The organism is Tenacibaculum haliotis (assembly GCF_025215075.1).
Lineage (GTDB): Bacteria > Bacteroidota > Bacteroidia > Flavobacteriales > Flavobacteriaceae > Polaribacter > Polaribacter haliotis_B.
In genome coordinates, this window is the sequence record NZ_JAOBTH010000027.1 from 261,614 (window position 1) to 278,405 (window position 16,792).

The following is a 16,792-nucleotide window of genomic DNA, read 5'->3' on the forward strand; positions in this document are numbered from 1 at the left end:
TGCAATAGATTAATAAATAATTTCATGGTAATTAGAAAATTAAACACGTTTAAAGATATTGAATTACCCTTACAACTAAATATTAGTTTTAAGAAAATCTACGATATGTTTAAAGAGTATACAAGTGACAACTCTAAAAACCATCCTTTTAATACATCTGCAAGGGTTATCATAAATGAAGTTGAAAAACATCCTGAACTTATAAACGGATTTTCTGACCTCACATTATTAAAAAAACATGAAGGAATTATAGATGTTTTACTAGAAGCATTATTCCCTGAAATATTAACGCTAAACGAAATTAAAGCAGCTACCATTCCTTTTTCTTTTACTTCTTTTAAATTTACAAAACGTTTAGAAAACATTCTTAAAAACGCAGGAGAAGATTACGAACTAAAGGTTAGAGATTTTGAAGATGACAAAATGTATATTATGGCATGTACATTTATTTTAAATGCAGTATACCAACATCCTATTGATTTAAAACGTCCTTTTTTCTTTGATATTCCTGATAAAAATTTGGAAAAAATAAAACATTACCGAGTAGCTTTTAACGGTGATTTTATGGATGTTACTCCCTCTGCTACCGCACCAAAAATAACAGAAAGCGACATTAAAATTCTTTTAGATAATTATGATAACATTGATGCTTGGAAAGAAAAATTCCCACCAAACAGTTATATTTTTAAAGGATTTGGGTTAATGAATTTATTTGATGTTACCGCTGATGAAAATATTTCATCAATAAGAACGAGTCTTTTACAAAAAGATGACGGTAGTATTGTTGAAAAACTTCGTAAAGATTTAAGTGAGTTTTATAATATTAAAGATTTAAAAGTTGGCTTTTCTATCTTTGAAGTTTCTAATTTATCATTACAAAAAATAAGAGTTAAAAAATCTGAAAGTATTATTTTCTTAGATGATGAAAAAGAAATAACTTGTAGCACTTTTTTTTGTGATCATTTAATTTCTAAAATTTTTTACGAGCAACAAATAATTGCAATTTCTAACACTAAAAATTACGGAAAGTCATCAAACGAAAATGAATTTTCTCTTAGGTTAAAGAACAAGAATATTGGGAGTATTTTACTAATTCCAATCAAAGCGAGCGAAAATAACGATGTTGCTTTATTAGAAATAGCTTCACCAAGAGCATATGAATTAAACTCTGTAAATCAACAAAAACTATCTGATATTATTCCGGTTTTTAAGGCAGCCATCGATCGCTCTTCTAAAGAGTATTTAAATATTTTAGAAGCAACTATTCAAGAACATTACACTTCTTTACACCCAACCGTAAAATGGAAGTTTTATGAAGCTGCTGAGCAATACCAAACAGACCTTTATTCTAAAAAAGAAAATATAAAAATCGAACAAATTGTATTTAAAGATGTATACCCTTTGTTTGGTCAATCTGACATTAAAGGATCTTCTTTAGCCAGAAATAACGCTATTAAGGAAGATTTAATAATACAACTTACTTTAGCTATAGATGTACTTAAAAAAGCTTGTGAATCTGAGAAATTACCTATTTACAAAGAATTAATGTTTCGTGTAAATGAATACCTAAATGAAGTGACGAGTTGTTTAAAATCTGGAGATGAAATTGTCATCTTAAATTTTCTTAAAAATGAAATCTACCCTGTTTTCAAACATATTAAAGAAATTAATAACAGCTTAACAACCATTGTAAACACTTACATGGATCGTTTAGACAACAATTTACAGGTAGTTTATGAAAAACGAAAAGCATATGAACAAAGTGTTACTTTACTAAACGATAAATTAGCCAAATTTATAGATGCTAAACAAGAAGATGCGCAAGCAATGTTCCCGCATTATTTTGAGCGTTACAAAACAGATGGTGTAGAATACAATATGTATATCGGAGAATCTTTAACTAAAGATAAAAAGTTCGATGAAGTTTACTTATACAATCTTCGTTTGTGGCAATTAAAAGTTATGTGTGAGATGGAAAACGTGGCAAACACCACACGTAAATCAATGGAACATGATTTACAAGTTGCCTCTTTAATATTAGTGCATAGCAATCCATTATCTATAAAATTTAGAATGGATGAAAAACAATTTGATGTAGATGGTGCTTATAATATTCGATACGAAATTATAAAAAAACGAATAGACAAAGTTCATATTAAAGGAACTAATAAACGGCTTACAATTCCTGGTAAAATTGCCATCGTATACTCACAAGATAAAGATGCTAAAGAATACTTGAAATATATTAAATATTTACAATCTAAAAAATTATTAGGTGAAGTTGAAAATCTAGAACTCGAAAATTTACAAGGTGTTTCTGGACTAAAAGCTTTACGAGTAGCAGTAATTTACCAAGAAGATTTTGACAGTAAAAAAACAATCTCTATCGATGAATTAATGGCTGAATTTAAACAATAAAAAATAAACCCTCAGAATTAAATTCTGAGGGTTTATTTTTATAATATCCCTGCTGTTTCTTGTATTCTAAAAGCAACCGCAAAAGCAATTACACTTGCAATTATACCAATCATAAAAACGGTATAAGTAACTCGTAATAATTTATATTTCCTATTTAAAACTAAGCCTAAAAAATACAAATCTTTAGTAAGTGATCCGTATAAATAATCGCGATCTTTCATCATTTCATCCATTGCCCATTCAAAATCTGGCAAGTTCATTTGATGAAAATTTCCGAAGAATAATAAATTTACTTTTTTATTTGCAACATCTCCTTTTGTAAACTTACCTTCTGTTACATTTGGTCGCGTAGCCATTATTGATAAAATGATAGAAGCAACGGTAAACAAAATAAAAACAATTGACGGAATAATTAAATAATGATTCGACGGATTGTCTAATTTCGGAATTAAAGTAGACAGTGTCATCGAAATAATAATCGCATTTACCGATAATAAAATATTCGCTTTCGTATCTGCAATATCACTTAAAGTAATATGATTTCTTAAAGCCACACGAAACATTGTTTCTATACCTCGTTCTGGCAATTCTACTTTATTTTTTTTAAGTGCTAAGGCTTCTTTTTTCTGCTTTAACTTCGTGTTTTCTTGTGCTATTTTTTTTTGAGTTTTTAATAACTGTGCTAAATTCTTACTTTCTCCTTTTCCCCAATTTTTAGTCGCAAAATCAGTATGAAATCTATGATTTGTTAAAAACTGAATGTTTTCTTCATTCCACTTCTCATCAGAAACAATACATTCTTTAGTTAATTCCCATTCTTTTCTTAACAAAGAAGTGTAATCGCTAAAATTCTTACTTCCTAAATGAGAACAATCAGCATCACGAATTATTTTCTCTAATTCAGAAGTTGGTTTTACGCCCATTTTTGTTGCTAAAATTAGTTTTGAAACTTCTGAAACAACCTTTTCGGAAACGTTTTGCTCGTTAAAAAATGCTTCCGCAATCTTAACACTTTCGTTTTCATGATTTTCAATCGATTTTGTATAACCGGTATCATGAAACCAAGCAGCTAATAATAAATGGTTTGCAGATTCTTCATCAATCTTCAATCCCTCAATCAATATTTGAGTTTTCTCTACAACTCGCTGGGTATGAAATACACTATGATACACAAACGAAGATTCTAATTTTTCGTTTAAAAAATTAACTACGAAATTTTCAGCTTCAATTAATAAATTTTTCATCAAAATGGTTTTAACTATAGTAAAAATAATATTTAATTCTTACTAAGTGTAAGTTTGTCGAATATATTACGACTATCTTACTATATTTTTTGCCCAAAATTTTCGTATTTTTAATATTAACTAAAAAAAGGATTTTGATATGCTAACTTGGAAAAACATTATACATTTTGCTGTAAACGGAAATCCAACTCCATCAAAGAGGGTTGAAAAAACAGAAACTGAGTGGAAAGAGCTACTAACTCCTGAACAATTTAGAATTACACGATTAAAAGGAACCGAACGCCCTTTTTCTGGCGAATTATGTACATCTTACGATGAAGGGCAATACAATTGCACATGTTGTAACACCCCTTTGTTTGATTCGACAATTAAATTTGATTCAAGTTCTGGTTGGCCGAGTTTTACGCAACCTATTACCGAAAACGCCATTAAATACCACAAAGATAGTACACTAGGAATGGTTAGAGTAGAGGTTTTATGCAATACCTGCGATGCTCATTTAGGGCATGTTTTTCCTGACGGACCTGAGCCAAGTGGACTAAGATATTGTGTAAATTCAGAATCTATGCAGTTAGCTGAAAGTAATTAAACTTCACAACAAATAAGAACAAATGACAACTAAAAATTTACAAACAACTACTTTAGGTGGTGGATGTTTTTGGTGTACAGAAGCTGTTTTTCAAAAAGTAAAAGGAGTAGAAAAAGTAGTATCCGGTTACGCTGGCGGAAATGCTCCTGGTCATCCAACATATCGCGAGGTTTGCTCTGGCTTAACAGGTCATGCAGAAGTTATACAAATTACTTTTGATGCTACTATTATTTCTTACGAAGATATTTTAGTTATTTTTATGACCACACACGATCCTACAACCTTAAACCAACAAGGAGCCGATCGTGGAACAGAATATCGTTCTGTAATTTTTTATCACAACGATTCTCAAAAAGTATTGGCTACTGAAGTCTTAAAACAAATACAGCAATATTATGAGAACACAATTGTTACAGAAATAAGTGCTTATACCAATTTTTACAAAGCAACTCAAGAGCATCAAAATTATTATATCAAAAACACAAAGCAAGGATATTGTACATTTGTTATCGAGCCTAAATTAGCGAGACTTAGAAAATTACATGCTGATAAATTAAAGTAACCTCTATTCTCTTTTCAAAAAAATTATGAAACTAAATATTCAAGATACTTTTAACAACGAATTACCTGCTGATAAAATTACAGGAAGCGAACGCCGACAAGTTTTAGATGCTTGCTTTTCGTATGTTGAACCTAAAAAAACAGCTAATCCAACATTAATTCACGTTTCAAAAGAAATGTTAGAAGCTGTTGGTTTATCCGAAGAAAACGCAACATCTGATAATTTTTTAAATGTTTTTACAGGGAATAAAGTACTCGAAAACACACACCCGTTTGCCATGTGTTATGGCGGACATCAATTTGGAAATTGGGCAGGGCAATTAGGTGATGGTCGTGCCATTAATTTAACCGAAGTTGTACACAATAATCAACGTTGGGCAATTCAATTAAAAGGCGCAGGTGAAACTCCATATTCTCGAACCGCAGATGGTTTAGCCGTTTTACGTTCTTCAATTAGAGAGTATTTATGTAGCGAAGCCATGTTTCATTTAGGCGTTCCAACCACGCGTGCATTATCGTTAAGTTTATCTGGTGATGAAGTTTTACGAGATGTTTTATACGACGGAAATCCTGCATATGAAAAAGGAGCAATTGTAGCTCGTTTGGCGCCAAACTTTATCCGTTTTGGTAACTTTGAAATTTTATCTGCAAGGCAAAACCATCCTACTTTAAAAAAATTGGCTGATTATACTATCAAACATTTTTATCCTGAAATTACATCCGAAGGAAAACAAAAATATCTCGATTTTTTAACTGAAGTAAGAAATAAAACTATCGATATGATTGTGCATTGGCAACGCGTTGGTTTTGTACACGGAGTGATGAATACTGATAACATGTCGATTCTCGGATTAACAATCGATTTTGGTCCTTACGGATGGTTAGAAGGCTATGATTTTGGTTGGACACCAAATACAACAGACAATCAACATAAGCGATATCGCTACGGAAATCAGTCGCAAATCGGACTATGGAATTTATTTAAACTCGCAAATGCTTTGTATCCGCTTATTGAAGAAGTAGCTCCTTTACAAGAAATTTTAGATGTATATGCTGATATTTATAGCCAGAAGCAATATGAAATGATGAAATCTAAATTAGGTTTATTTTCTGAGGATGCAAACGATAAAGAGTTAATTGGGCGATTAGAAGAAACCTTGCAATTAACAGAAACTGACATGACGCTTTTCTTTAGAAATTTATCAACTTTTACTACAGAAGATGATTTTGAGAGCGCTTTCAAAAAAATTGAAATTGCTTTTTATACGATTGATGAAGTTAAAGGTGAAATTAAAAATCATTGGGCCGATTGGTTTAATCGTTATTTAAAAAGACTACAGCAAGAAACCTTTTCTGATCAAGAAAGAAAAGAAAAAATGGATTTAATAAATCCAAAATATGTACTTAGAAATTACATGGCGCAATTAGCAATTGATGCTGCTGATAAAGGCGATTATAAATTAATTGATGAATTATATCAACTATTAAAAAACCCGTATTCAGAACAACCAAAAAATGAAAAATGGTTCGCAAAACGACCAGAATGGGCTCGTCATAAAGTTGGCTGCTCTGCATTAAGTTGTAGTTCGTAAAAAATTGTATTTTTAAAGAATAGAAACTTACAGTGCTAAATGACATACGAATTCAAAGAAATTATACAGCAAGTTATTTTAAATCAACAAAAAGGCATACAAAACGTGTTAGCTACCGTTGTTGACTTAGATGGTTCTTCGTATAGAAAACCTGGAGTTAGAATGTTACTATCTGACAACGGAGAAATGATTGGAGCCGTTAGCGGAGGTTGTGTAGAAAAAGAAGTTCAACGAAGGGCACATTCGATTTTTGGAGATCATAAATCGAAAATTATAACCTACGATGGGCGTTATCGATTAGGTTGTGAAGGTATTTTATATATTTTATTAGAACCTATTAAAATTTCAACAGCATTTATTAACGCTTTTGCTAATAATTTATCGAATAGAAAATCATTTAACATCCAATCTTTTTATAAAAAAGAAGATGAAGTTTTCGGGAATTTTGGTTCTGTAATTCAGTTTAATAAAAATCAGAAATTTACTTTTTCTGAACATTTTAATCCAATAAAAAACGAACAATCACTTGTTTTTAAGCAAACTCTAAAACCTTTATTTCGTTTGTTGATTATTGGTGGAGAACACGATGCTGTAAAACTTTGTTCACAAGCAACTCAATTAGGTTGGGAGGTAGATGTAGTTACATCTATTAACGACCCAAAAGAATTAGTAGATTTTCCAACAGCAAAATCGGTAGTAGCACAAACTCCTGAAATTATTGATTTAAACGATGTCAATGAGCATACTGCAATTGTACTTATGAATCATAATTTCACGTATGATTTGCGTTGGCTCGTAAAATTACAAGGACAAAACCCTGTTTATATCGGTATTTTAGGTGCTGCCAAACGACGTGAAAAATTACTAAATGAATTGTTTGATTTTGCTCCTGAAATAAATGATGTTTTTTTAGACAAAATACACACACCTGCAGGTTTGCATATTGGTGCAGAAACTCCGGAAGAAATTGCATTGTCTATTTTAGCAGAAATTTTATCGGTAGTTCGTAAAAAAGAAGTGTTTTCTTTAAAAAAAATTACAGGTAAAATTCATAACTAATTTATGAAAAAAACTGCTATCTTAATACTTGCGGCAGGGAGTTCCAAAAGAATGGGAACTGCAAAACAACTACTTCCTTACAAAAAAACCACTTTATTAGGCTGGGCTATTTCGCAAGCAAAACAAACAAAAACAAGTAGTATATTTTGTGTTTTGGGAGCAAATGTAACAAATATTAAAGAAAAAATTAAGCAGCATAAAATTGATATTATTTTTAATACCAATTTTAAAAACGGATTAAGTAGTAGTATTGTTGCTGGAATCAATCATTTAATTGCTGAAAATTTTGATGCTGTTTTAATTATGTTAGCCGATCAACCAAATGTAAATTCAAGGTACTTAAATGAATTGATAATTACATCCGAAGAAAATCCCAAGAAAATAATAGTTTCTAATTATACAGATAAAATTGGAGTTCCCGCTATATTTCCAAAACACTATTTTAATCAATTAGTAAATTTAAAGGGAGATAAAGGTGCTTCGCTTTTTTTGAACAATCATGTATCTGAAACTATAAAAATGCCTCTTTTTAACTTAATTGATATTGACACCAAGGAAGATTATCAAAACCTTATAAAATAATGTATCCATATCACAACAAAATAAAACTGCGAATTAAAAATGGCGAGTTAATCAAGTTTGAAGATGTTAATAAACACAAACAAATCTCACCTTACTTAGTACTTTATTTTAATACCGAGTCTTATATAATACCTATTAGAGAACATCGATTTGAAGAATATAAATTACTTTTACAGTCCAATTAATCAGCTTATGAATTTTAGATCTTTTCTATATTTTATTACCCTCTTTTTATTAACTGGTTGCGCAACCTATAAGGCACAATATGCCTCTGATAAAAAAGGTGAAGAAATAAATTCTGATAAAAAAATTGCACACTCTTTTTATTTAGTTGGTGATGCTGGAAATTCCGATTTAGGCTCAGTATCGCCTGCTTTAGCATATCTAGATAAACATATTAGTAGCGCAACCGAAAACGCTACCCTACTTTTTTTAGGCGATAATGTTTACGAAACAGGTATTCCTTACGAAAACTCTAAGCAATATCCTTTAGCAAAGCATAGAATTGAAGCACAAACTGCTATTGCTAAAAAATTTGCTGGGAGATCTATTTTTATTCCTGGTAATCACGATTGGTATCATGGTTTAGACGGATTAAAAAGAGAGGAGAAATTGGTTGAAAAAGCATTAGGCAAGAACTCTTTTTTACCAGAAAGTGGCTGTCCTCTAAAAAAAGTAACCATCTCTAAAGATGTTGTTTTAATTATTGTCGATACACATTGGTATGTTACAAACTGGGACAATCACCCTAAAATAAACGACAATTGTGAGATAAAAACAAGAGTAAAATTTCTTGAAGAATTTAAAGGATTAATTAAAAAAGCAAGAGGCAAAACAACCATTATTGCAATGCATCACCCAATGTTTACAAATGGTTCTCACGGTGGTTATTATTCTTTTAAAAGTCATATGAGTCCGCTTCCAGTTTTAGGGACTTTAAAAAATGTTTTAAGGAAAACAACAGGAATTACCAATACCGATTTACAAAACAAAAAATACAACGAGTTAAAAAAACACATTGTAACATTAGCACAAGAAAACAATAAAACTATTTTTGTTTCGGGGCATGAGCATAGTTTACAATACATCGTTGAAGATAATATTCCGCAAATTATTAGCGGTTCTGGCTCTAAAACTACCGCTACCAAATTAACCGGAGGAGCTAAATTTACTTATGGAAATCAGGGTTTTGCTAAATTAGATATTTACGAAGATGGCTCTTCTAATGTTCGTTTTTATTCTGTGAACGACAAAAAAGTTGTTTACCAAACCAATGTTTTAAGGCCTGATAAAAAGAAAAATTTTACAACATATCCCGAAACCAAGATTTCAGAAAAATCTGCCGCAGTATACGCCAATAAAGAAGTAACAAGAAGTGGTTTTTATCGATATTTTTGGGGAGAACGCTACCGTAAACATTTCGGAACAAAAGTAACCGCACCAACAGTAAATTTAGACACTCTGTTTGGCGGATTAAGGCCTGTAAGAAAAGGTGGAGGAAATCAATCTAAATCTTTACGCTTACGCGATAAAAAAGGACGTGAATATGTAATGCGCGCTTTGCGTAAAAATGCAGTTCAGTATTTACAAGCCGTTGCTTTTAAAGATCAGTATTTAGAAGGTCAGCTTGATAAAACATATACCGAAGGTTTATTATTAGATGCCTTTACAGGTTCACATCCATACGCGCCATTTACAATTGCAACGCTGTCGGATGCAGTAGGTATTTATCATACAAATCCTGTTTTATATTATATTCCGAAACAAAATTCTTTAGGCTCTTTTAATACTGAATTTGGTAATGAATTGTATATGATTGAAGAGCGTGCTGCTTCTGGGCATGGAGATAAAGCTAGTTTTGGTTTTTCTGATGAAGTAATTAGTACCGATGATTTATTAAAAAACTTATCTAAAAACGAAAAACATAAGTTAGATGAAGCCGCTTATATTAAAGCGCGGTTATTTGATATGTTAATTGGTGATTGGGATAGACATGAGGATCAATGGCGTTGGGCAAAATTTAAAGAAAACGGAAACACTATTTACCGACCTATTCCTAGAGACAGAGATCAGGCTTTTTCAATAATGGGCGATGGTGCTTTATTAAATTTAGTTACCGAGATGATTCCCGCATTGCGTTTAATGCAAGCATATCAAGAAGATTTAAAAAGTCCGAAATGGTTTAATTTAGAGCCTTACCCTTTAGATATGTCATTAATAAATCAATCTGATAAAAGCGTTTGGAATACTCAAGTAAAACATATTACAACTAATATTACTGATGAAATTATAGATACTGCTTTTAAATATTTTCCGAAAGAAGTACAAGGTGAAACCATACAAATTATCAAGAAAAAATTACAAGGAAGAAGAAAGAATTTACAGAAAATAGCTGATAACTATTTTAATCACATTAATAAATTTCAAGTAATTAAAGGAACCGATAAAGACGATTGGTTTGAAATTGATAGACTACCAAACGGACAAACAAAAATTACTGCTTACAGAATTAAAAAAGGAGAAAAAGAAGCTATTTTTCATCAAAGAACTTATAAACATGCTCAAACAAAAGAAATTTGGATATATGGTTTAGATGATAATGATATGTTTGTAGTAAAAGGAACAGGAAAAAACTTGATAAAACTGAGAATTATAGGAGGTCAAAATAAAGACACTTACAACACCATTAATGGCAAAAAAGTAAAAATATATGATCATAAAACAAAGAAAAATACCTTCATTACCAATAATGGAGACATCAAATTAACGGATGATTATGAAACCAATGTATACAACTATAAGAAGTTAAAAAACAATGCAAATACTTTAACTCCCCTTATTGGTTTTAATCCCGATGATGGTTTTAAAATAGGACTTTCTAATACCTATACAACTAACGGATTTGAAAGGAATCCGTTTACCTCACTACACAACATTTCTGGAGCGTACTATTTTGCAACTAACGGATTTGAATTAAAATATGCTAGTGAATTTGCAAACATTATTGGTCATTGGAATCTTGGTTTTAATGCAATGTACACAAGCCCAAATTACGCTATAAATTTCTTCGGATATGGAAATAATACCGTTAATTTAGATGCCGATGAAACTAAAGAAAAAGACTATAATCGAGTTAAAATAAGAAAATTAATTGCAGGATCATTTATGCAATGGAAAGGTGATTTAGGTGCCGAAATAAAATTAGGTATCAACTATCAATCTTTTAAAATTGATAAAACCCTTAATCGATTTATCACAACACAGGCTGTTGACTTTAACAATCAGGACTTTTTAAATGCTGAAGCAAGTTACTCTTTTGAAAACACTGATAACCCTGCTTTTACAACAATGGGAATGAAAACTGAATTATATGTTGGCTATACCGCCAACTTAAGTAAAAACAACAAATTTGCTTATGTAATACCGTCCATTTCTTTTAATTATAAGTTAGCCGCTAGTGGTCAATTAGTATTTGCAACAAAGGTTAAAGGTCATTTTACTTATGGCAATGATTTTGAATTTTATCAAGGGGCAAATTTAGGTGCAAACAACGGTTTACGTGGTTACAGAAACGAACGGTTTACAGGTAAAGATGCATTTTATCATAGTTCAGATATTCGATTAAATTTAACAAGATTAAAAACAGGTTTATTACCATTACATATTGGTATATATGGAGGTTTTGATTACGGAAAAGTATGGCTAGATACTAACGATTCTAAAAAATGGAATACTTCTGTTGGTGGTGGTATTTTCTTTAACGCTGCTAATATGGCGACAGCAAATATTTCTGCCTTTAATAGTAATGATGGTTTACGAATAGCTTTTGCTATGGGATTTAATTTTTAATTTTATGATAACACAACAAGTAGTATTAATATCTGGAGCTCTATTTGGAATGCTCGCTGTAATTTTTGGAGCCTATGGAGCACACGCTTTAAAGAAAATTTTATCTGAAGACCAGCTAAAATCGTTTGAAACAGGTGTAAAATACCAAGTGTATCACGCAATTGTTTTATTATTTGTAGGAAGCTATTTTAAAGGTTCAAATCAATTAATGAACTACTCTTTTATTTTTGGTATCATTCTTTTTTCTTTTAGTATTTACGGATTGGTCTTATCTGACGCAAAAGGCAAAAAAATGAAATTCCTTGGTCCAATAACGCCATTAGGAGGTTTATTATTGGTTACTGGATGGGCTACATTAATATACCAAATAAGTCAAACTGTAAACTTTTAACAGCTTACAGTTTGACAGCAAAATAAGCCTCATGAGGATAAGGATATTTTTAATCTACATTTTGAGCATCACTAATCACTCTATCTATAAACTCTGTTTTTATATATAGTTGTTTTGCTAAATTATGTAGCACATTTACTTCTTCTTCATCTATTTGACCATCTGCATACGAGATTATAGATAAATCTCTAAGCATATTTAATTTTTGCATTACAGATAGTACAACATCTAATTCTTTTGCTAAATCAATTATCTCTGTAATAATATCATCTTCTGTTAATCCTTTAACTGTTAACATACATTCTGCAAAAATTGCAGGAGAAACAATACTACTTAAGGCTTGTATTTCAGAATCGTCTACGGTTCCATCAGCTTTAGATATCATATATCCACCTAAAAACATAAAACGTTGTATTTTATCAGAATGCTCAGTTTCGTTTTCTAAATCTTCTGGTTCCATTAGAGATAAAATTCGTTTAATTTCTAACTCCATAGCTTCTTCTGTAATCCCTCCTTTTATAGATGGATTAAATAAACCATAGGTTTCACTTTTATTAAACAATTCTAGCGCTTTAATTCTAAGTGGACTAAACGGATGACTACTATACCAATCTGATGGGTCGTGTGTATCGTCTTTTAAAACTGCTTCTAAATCTGAAAACTGCTCTATGTACGCGTTTAGTTTAAAATCTAATGAATCTGTAGTTACTCCTGATGATAATTTAAAAAATGTACGCCCTGCTGCTTCAAAGCTTTGACAACATAATAATCCTGCCCTATCTGCACTAATTTCGGCATTTCTATTCCATGCATATAATTTCATTGCATAGATTGGCGCTAATTCGTTTTCTCCTTCATCTAAAATGTGCTTAACTGGATAGTTAAAATGCTCAAAAAGCACATGCCCAATTTCATGACCTACCACAAAGGCCAATTCATCCTTTTTAAAACGTTCTAAAAGACCAGAAGATAAAATAATGTATAATTTGTCTTCATCTGGCGGATAACAAGCTGCATTAAAAGTATCACTTTGGTACACAAAAAATTCTATATCAGATTTTAACTTTAAAACCTCTTTACAATGCAAACCTATTTCATGTAAAACAGGTGCCAAGGTTTTTGTTAATCGTAAACTTGATTTTAATAAATGACGACGTGATTTAAAAACAGGGTTGTTATCTTTTATTTTGGTTAATATTTTTTGAATTAACTCATCTTCTTGAAAAGTTAAAACATAATCTCTATCACCATCATAAACCAAGGCATTTAAATCAATATCTGCTCTAGAGTTATCATAAACCTCAACGATATTTTCAGTAATATTTTTTAAGTTTAAGGCATTTATTATTTCAATACCCTTTGTATATTGCTCTATTAATTGTTTTGCTGTATCCTGAAAAGCAGTACTTACGGCTTGTAATTTTTCTGTGTCACCATTTGCTTGTGCTTCAGCTAAATCTTCTAGCATCTTATTCTGAGCAATAGTAAGTGCTTCTTGATGCTCTTTTTCTAATTCAGTTAAACTTTTAGATTTATATTCGTTCATTTTTTTTATTTAAAATATTAGACTTACCTATTTACACGTAACCTTACTATACGTTTGTTGCTATTTTAGAATTAGATGCTTTTAACAAGCGATTTTTCAAGTCGAAAATCCCTAGAATCTGGTCGTTCCCTTTAGTAGCCAAAATATTATTACCAGACAATGCTACTTTATATCCTTTTTGATTTAAATAAGAGAATAAAGCATGTTTATGCCCAAAATCCATTCTGGTAATAGTTTTTGCAAAATGTGAACAAATAAGAGCTGGCTCAGTAATTTCTTTCGCGTCTACTAACTCAGATGTTAGCAATACATAAACTTTTATTCCTTTAAAATTTAAAGGAGCATAACAACTCGATACAACGACACCATTAGCTACAAAAGAAAAATAATGCCCTGGATCATTTTCTGTTTCAATCTTTGGCATTGTTAAATCTTCAATATCATATTTTTCGCCCATTTTTTTTAAAGCTAAAGAAGCTTCTAAAAATTGTTCTGGAATTCCGCTTTGTTTATTTGCCCATGCCCAAAGCCATGATTGTTCTTTTTCAGAATATGTTCCTAGCACCTGCATTCTAAAAACATGCTCACCATATGTTACCGTTCCTTCTAACATATCACAAGACCAACCTAAATCTTCAACAACTTCTTGAAAATGGTCTTGACGTTCAAAAGTTAATGCTACCGACTGGTTATGTAATTGTGATAAATTTACTTTGGGTTGTTCATTTTTCGACCCCTCTTTTATTTGCTCTTCTTCCCTTCTATTAACTAAATCTGTACCTGGATATTCAAATGAAATATTATTAATTTCAGATCGAAAAAAAATATTTTCAATCCTTTCTTTGAATATTATTGGCATTGATACTTTCTTTAATTTATTACTTTCAGAAAATGCTTGTGGTCCAATAGAGTCTACACTTTCTGGAATACTCAAAAACGCTAAGTTATTCCCAGCAAAAGCAGATTCTCCTATTTTTTTAAGACTTAATGGTAATTTTACTTCTGTAATGCCACTATTAGAAAAACAGTAGTTTGGTATTTCTATCATATTTTCGGAAAGAGTCAATGTCGAAATAGTATTTCTAGAAAAAGCCCCATCTCCAATTACAACAAGGCTATTTGGCAACGTAAGTGTTTTTAATTGATTTCCATAAAAAGCATCTTCACCTACTTCAATTAAACCTTCTGGTAAATTAATATGAGTAAGTTTATTACCATCTAATGCTTGCTTTCCTATACTTAACAATGTTTTAGGAAGTACTACTTTCTCTAAATTCATTTCTTGAAATGAATACGGAGCTAATTTTGTTACCTTTTTATTGTTAATCAGTTCAGGAATTACAATTGTTGTTTGGTCATCATTGTACTTAGTAATTGTTATTGCCCCATTAACTTCTTCGAATGAAAAAGCATTTTTATTTTTACTAAAATCAACAGAGGGGCCATTTAGGTTTTCATCTGCTTCTGAAAAACGCTCTAAATTATCCTCCAATAATGTAATAATACGTTTAGTTCTACTTTCTATCGCATCAGCATTAATAACTGGGCTATGATCTATTTTTAAAACCCCTTCTTCGAAATTAATCGCATTCTCTGGGTTACTTTCATTTTTACTGTTTTCAATAACAATTTTTCTCAATCCTTTTCTTAATAATTCTCCCCCTAGTTCGTCTATATTAATAGCTTTTAGCCCGTCTATTAATGGCTGAAAGTAAACTTTAACAAAAGTATCGTTGTATAAATGTGAAAAACGATCTTCTTGTAAAGTATCCCATGCGATAGAAATTAGTACATCAAAATTTGCTGCTTTAAAAATCTGCTCTTCAATTTTTGGGTATAACTCATTTTGAAATGCTTTAATAATTCTTTTTTCTCTTAGTCCCATAATAATATTATGTATGTTTTTTTATAATTTTCTTAATCCTTATTCAAATATAAAGTCTAATGATTAGCTCCCTTTTATTGCTTTTATATACGCAGTAATTTATTTTATAAGCGTATTTCACAAAACTGATTCAATTTTCTCTACTAGAATATTTTTTAATTTTTCTGGTAGTGCTTTTTTAGTGTCAATAGACATCTCTAAAACATTATCTACCTTCTTTACTTTAAAGTTTGCTGCTTGAACAATAGTTATACTTGTTATAGTTTTCCAAATATCTAATGCCATTGAGTCATTACACACCAATACTACTGCTTGTAAAAGAGAGTTTACTATATCTTTACAATTCAACCGAACGTTTAACTCTTGTAATGCAACTTTATCTACACTTAAATTAATTGGTACATTTAATGTTTTTTGTTGTTTATTAATCCATCTTTTTAACTCTAAACCACTTATTGTTTCATTAGAATTAATGGGTCTGCTCACACTACCGTCAGACAATGCTACAACTAATTGTTTCGGATATTTAATACCTAATAAACAAACCTCCTGAACATTAAAAAAGAAAACTTCATTGTTTTGAGTTCTTAAACATACCGCTATTTGATATTCTTCTTTTAATACATCAACAATAAAACCTTCTAAATATGTTCCGTTTTTAAGCGTTAAAGTAATCGCTACTTCTTCTTTCTCTTTAAAAATAAGATCTATTATTGCAGCAGGTGATTTTGCCTTAAACTTATTTATATATGATGTTTCCATTCTTTTTTATTTAATTATTGAGCCTAAATAAAACTTTACTAGTTTTATAATTTTAAAGAGACAGGTATTGTTCTTATTTAGAAAAAAATAAGGTGCAAGAAAATGTTAAAGTGAAATAGCCATAAAACGATTAATTAACAAACCTTTTTAATATTTTTTGAAGTTAAATAAGCTCTAGAGTTTCCTTCTTTATAATAAGGCCTATGCAATTTTTTTTATTTAGCATCCCATTCAAATACTATTGAAACTGTTTTTATTTCTACCAATCTTAACGCTACTAGAAACAGGTTGAAATTTACATTCGTTGTATTAAA

Annotated in this window: 12 protein-coding genes; 8 read left to right on the top strand and 4 right to left on the bottom strand. The window is 30.6% G+C overall.

The annotated features are described in order from the left end of the window. Positions 1-24 precede the first annotated feature (24 nt). Positions 25-2,418, top strand: a complete 2,394-nt coding sequence (locus tag N2251_RS08840; protein ID WP_260586368.1) for a GAF domain-containing protein — start codon at positions 25-27, stop codon at positions 2,416-2,418. Between the two features lie 38 nt (positions 2,419-2,456). Here N2251_RS08840 and N2251_RS08845 read toward each other — a convergent pair whose 3' ends face one another. Continuing rightward, positions 2,457-3,662: a Pycsar system effector family protein gene (locus N2251_RS08845; RefSeq protein ID WP_260586369.1), complete on the bottom strand. Its 1,206-nt coding sequence runs from the start codon at positions 3,660-3,662 to the stop codon at positions 2,457-2,459. 139 nt (positions 3,663-3,801) lie between these two features. Between N2251_RS08845 and msrB the strand changes: the two genes are divergently transcribed. The 7 genes from msrB (at position 3,802) to N2251_RS08880 (ending at position 12,285) form a co-directional block, all read left to right on the top strand. Next, a complete protein-coding gene (gene msrB / locus N2251_RS08850; protein WP_260586370.1) occupies positions 3,802-4,251 on the top strand; it encodes a peptide-methionine (R)-S-oxide reductase MsrB in 450 nt (149 codons plus the stop codon). Positions 4,252-4,273: 22 nt separating this feature from the next. Then, a complete protein-coding gene (msrA, locus tag N2251_RS08855; protein WP_260586371.1) occupies positions 4,274-4,813 on the top strand; it encodes a peptide-methionine (S)-S-oxide reductase MsrA in 540 nt (179 codons plus the stop codon). Positions 4,814-4,838: 25 nt separating this feature from the next. Beyond that, entirely contained in the window at positions 4,839-6,404 is a 1,566-nt protein-coding gene (locus N2251_RS08860) for a protein adenylyltransferase SelO (protein WP_260586372.1), read from the top strand. 39 nt (positions 6,405-6,443) lie between these two features. After that, positions 6,444-7,463, top strand: a complete 1,020-nt coding sequence (locus N2251_RS08865) for an XdhC family protein (protein WP_260586373.1) — start codon at positions 6,444-6,446, stop codon at positions 7,461-7,463. A gap of 3 nt (positions 7,464-7,466) precedes the next feature. After that, entirely contained in the window at positions 7,467-8,045 is a 579-nt protein-coding gene (locus N2251_RS08870; protein WP_260586374.1) for a nucleotidyltransferase family protein, read from the top strand. A 192-nt stretch (positions 8,046-8,237) separates the two neighbouring features. Further along, a complete protein-coding gene (locus N2251_RS08875) occupies positions 8,238-11,894 on the top strand; it encodes a metallophosphoesterase (RefSeq protein ID WP_260586375.1) in 3,657 nt (1,218 codons plus the stop codon). Positions 11,895-11,898: 4 nt separating this feature from the next. Continuing rightward, positions 11,899-12,285: a DUF423 domain-containing protein gene (locus tag N2251_RS08880; protein ID WP_260586376.1), complete on the top strand. Its 387-nt coding sequence runs from the start codon at positions 11,899-11,901 to the stop codon at positions 12,283-12,285. A gap of 49 nt (positions 12,286-12,334) precedes the next feature. Here the strand turns inward: N2251_RS08880 and N2251_RS08885 are convergent, their stop codons facing one another. The 3 genes from N2251_RS08885 to N2251_RS08895 form a co-directional block, all read right to left on the bottom strand. Then, a complete protein-coding gene (locus N2251_RS08885) occupies positions 12,335-13,831 on the bottom strand; it encodes a M48 family metallopeptidase (protein WP_260586377.1) in 1,497 nt (498 codons plus the stop codon). 46 nt (positions 13,832-13,877) lie between these two features. Beyond that, on the bottom strand, positions 13,878-15,716 hold the full coding sequence (locus N2251_RS08890) for a leucine-rich repeat domain-containing protein (protein WP_260586378.1): 1,839 nt from the start codon (positions 15,714-15,716) through the stop codon (positions 13,878-13,880). Positions 15,717-15,833: 117 nt separating this feature from the next. Next, positions 15,834-16,478: a hypothetical protein gene (locus tag N2251_RS08895; RefSeq protein ID WP_260586379.1), complete on the bottom strand. Its 645-nt coding sequence runs from the start codon at positions 16,476-16,478 to the stop codon at positions 15,834-15,836. Positions 16,479-16,792: the final 314 nt, after the last annotated feature.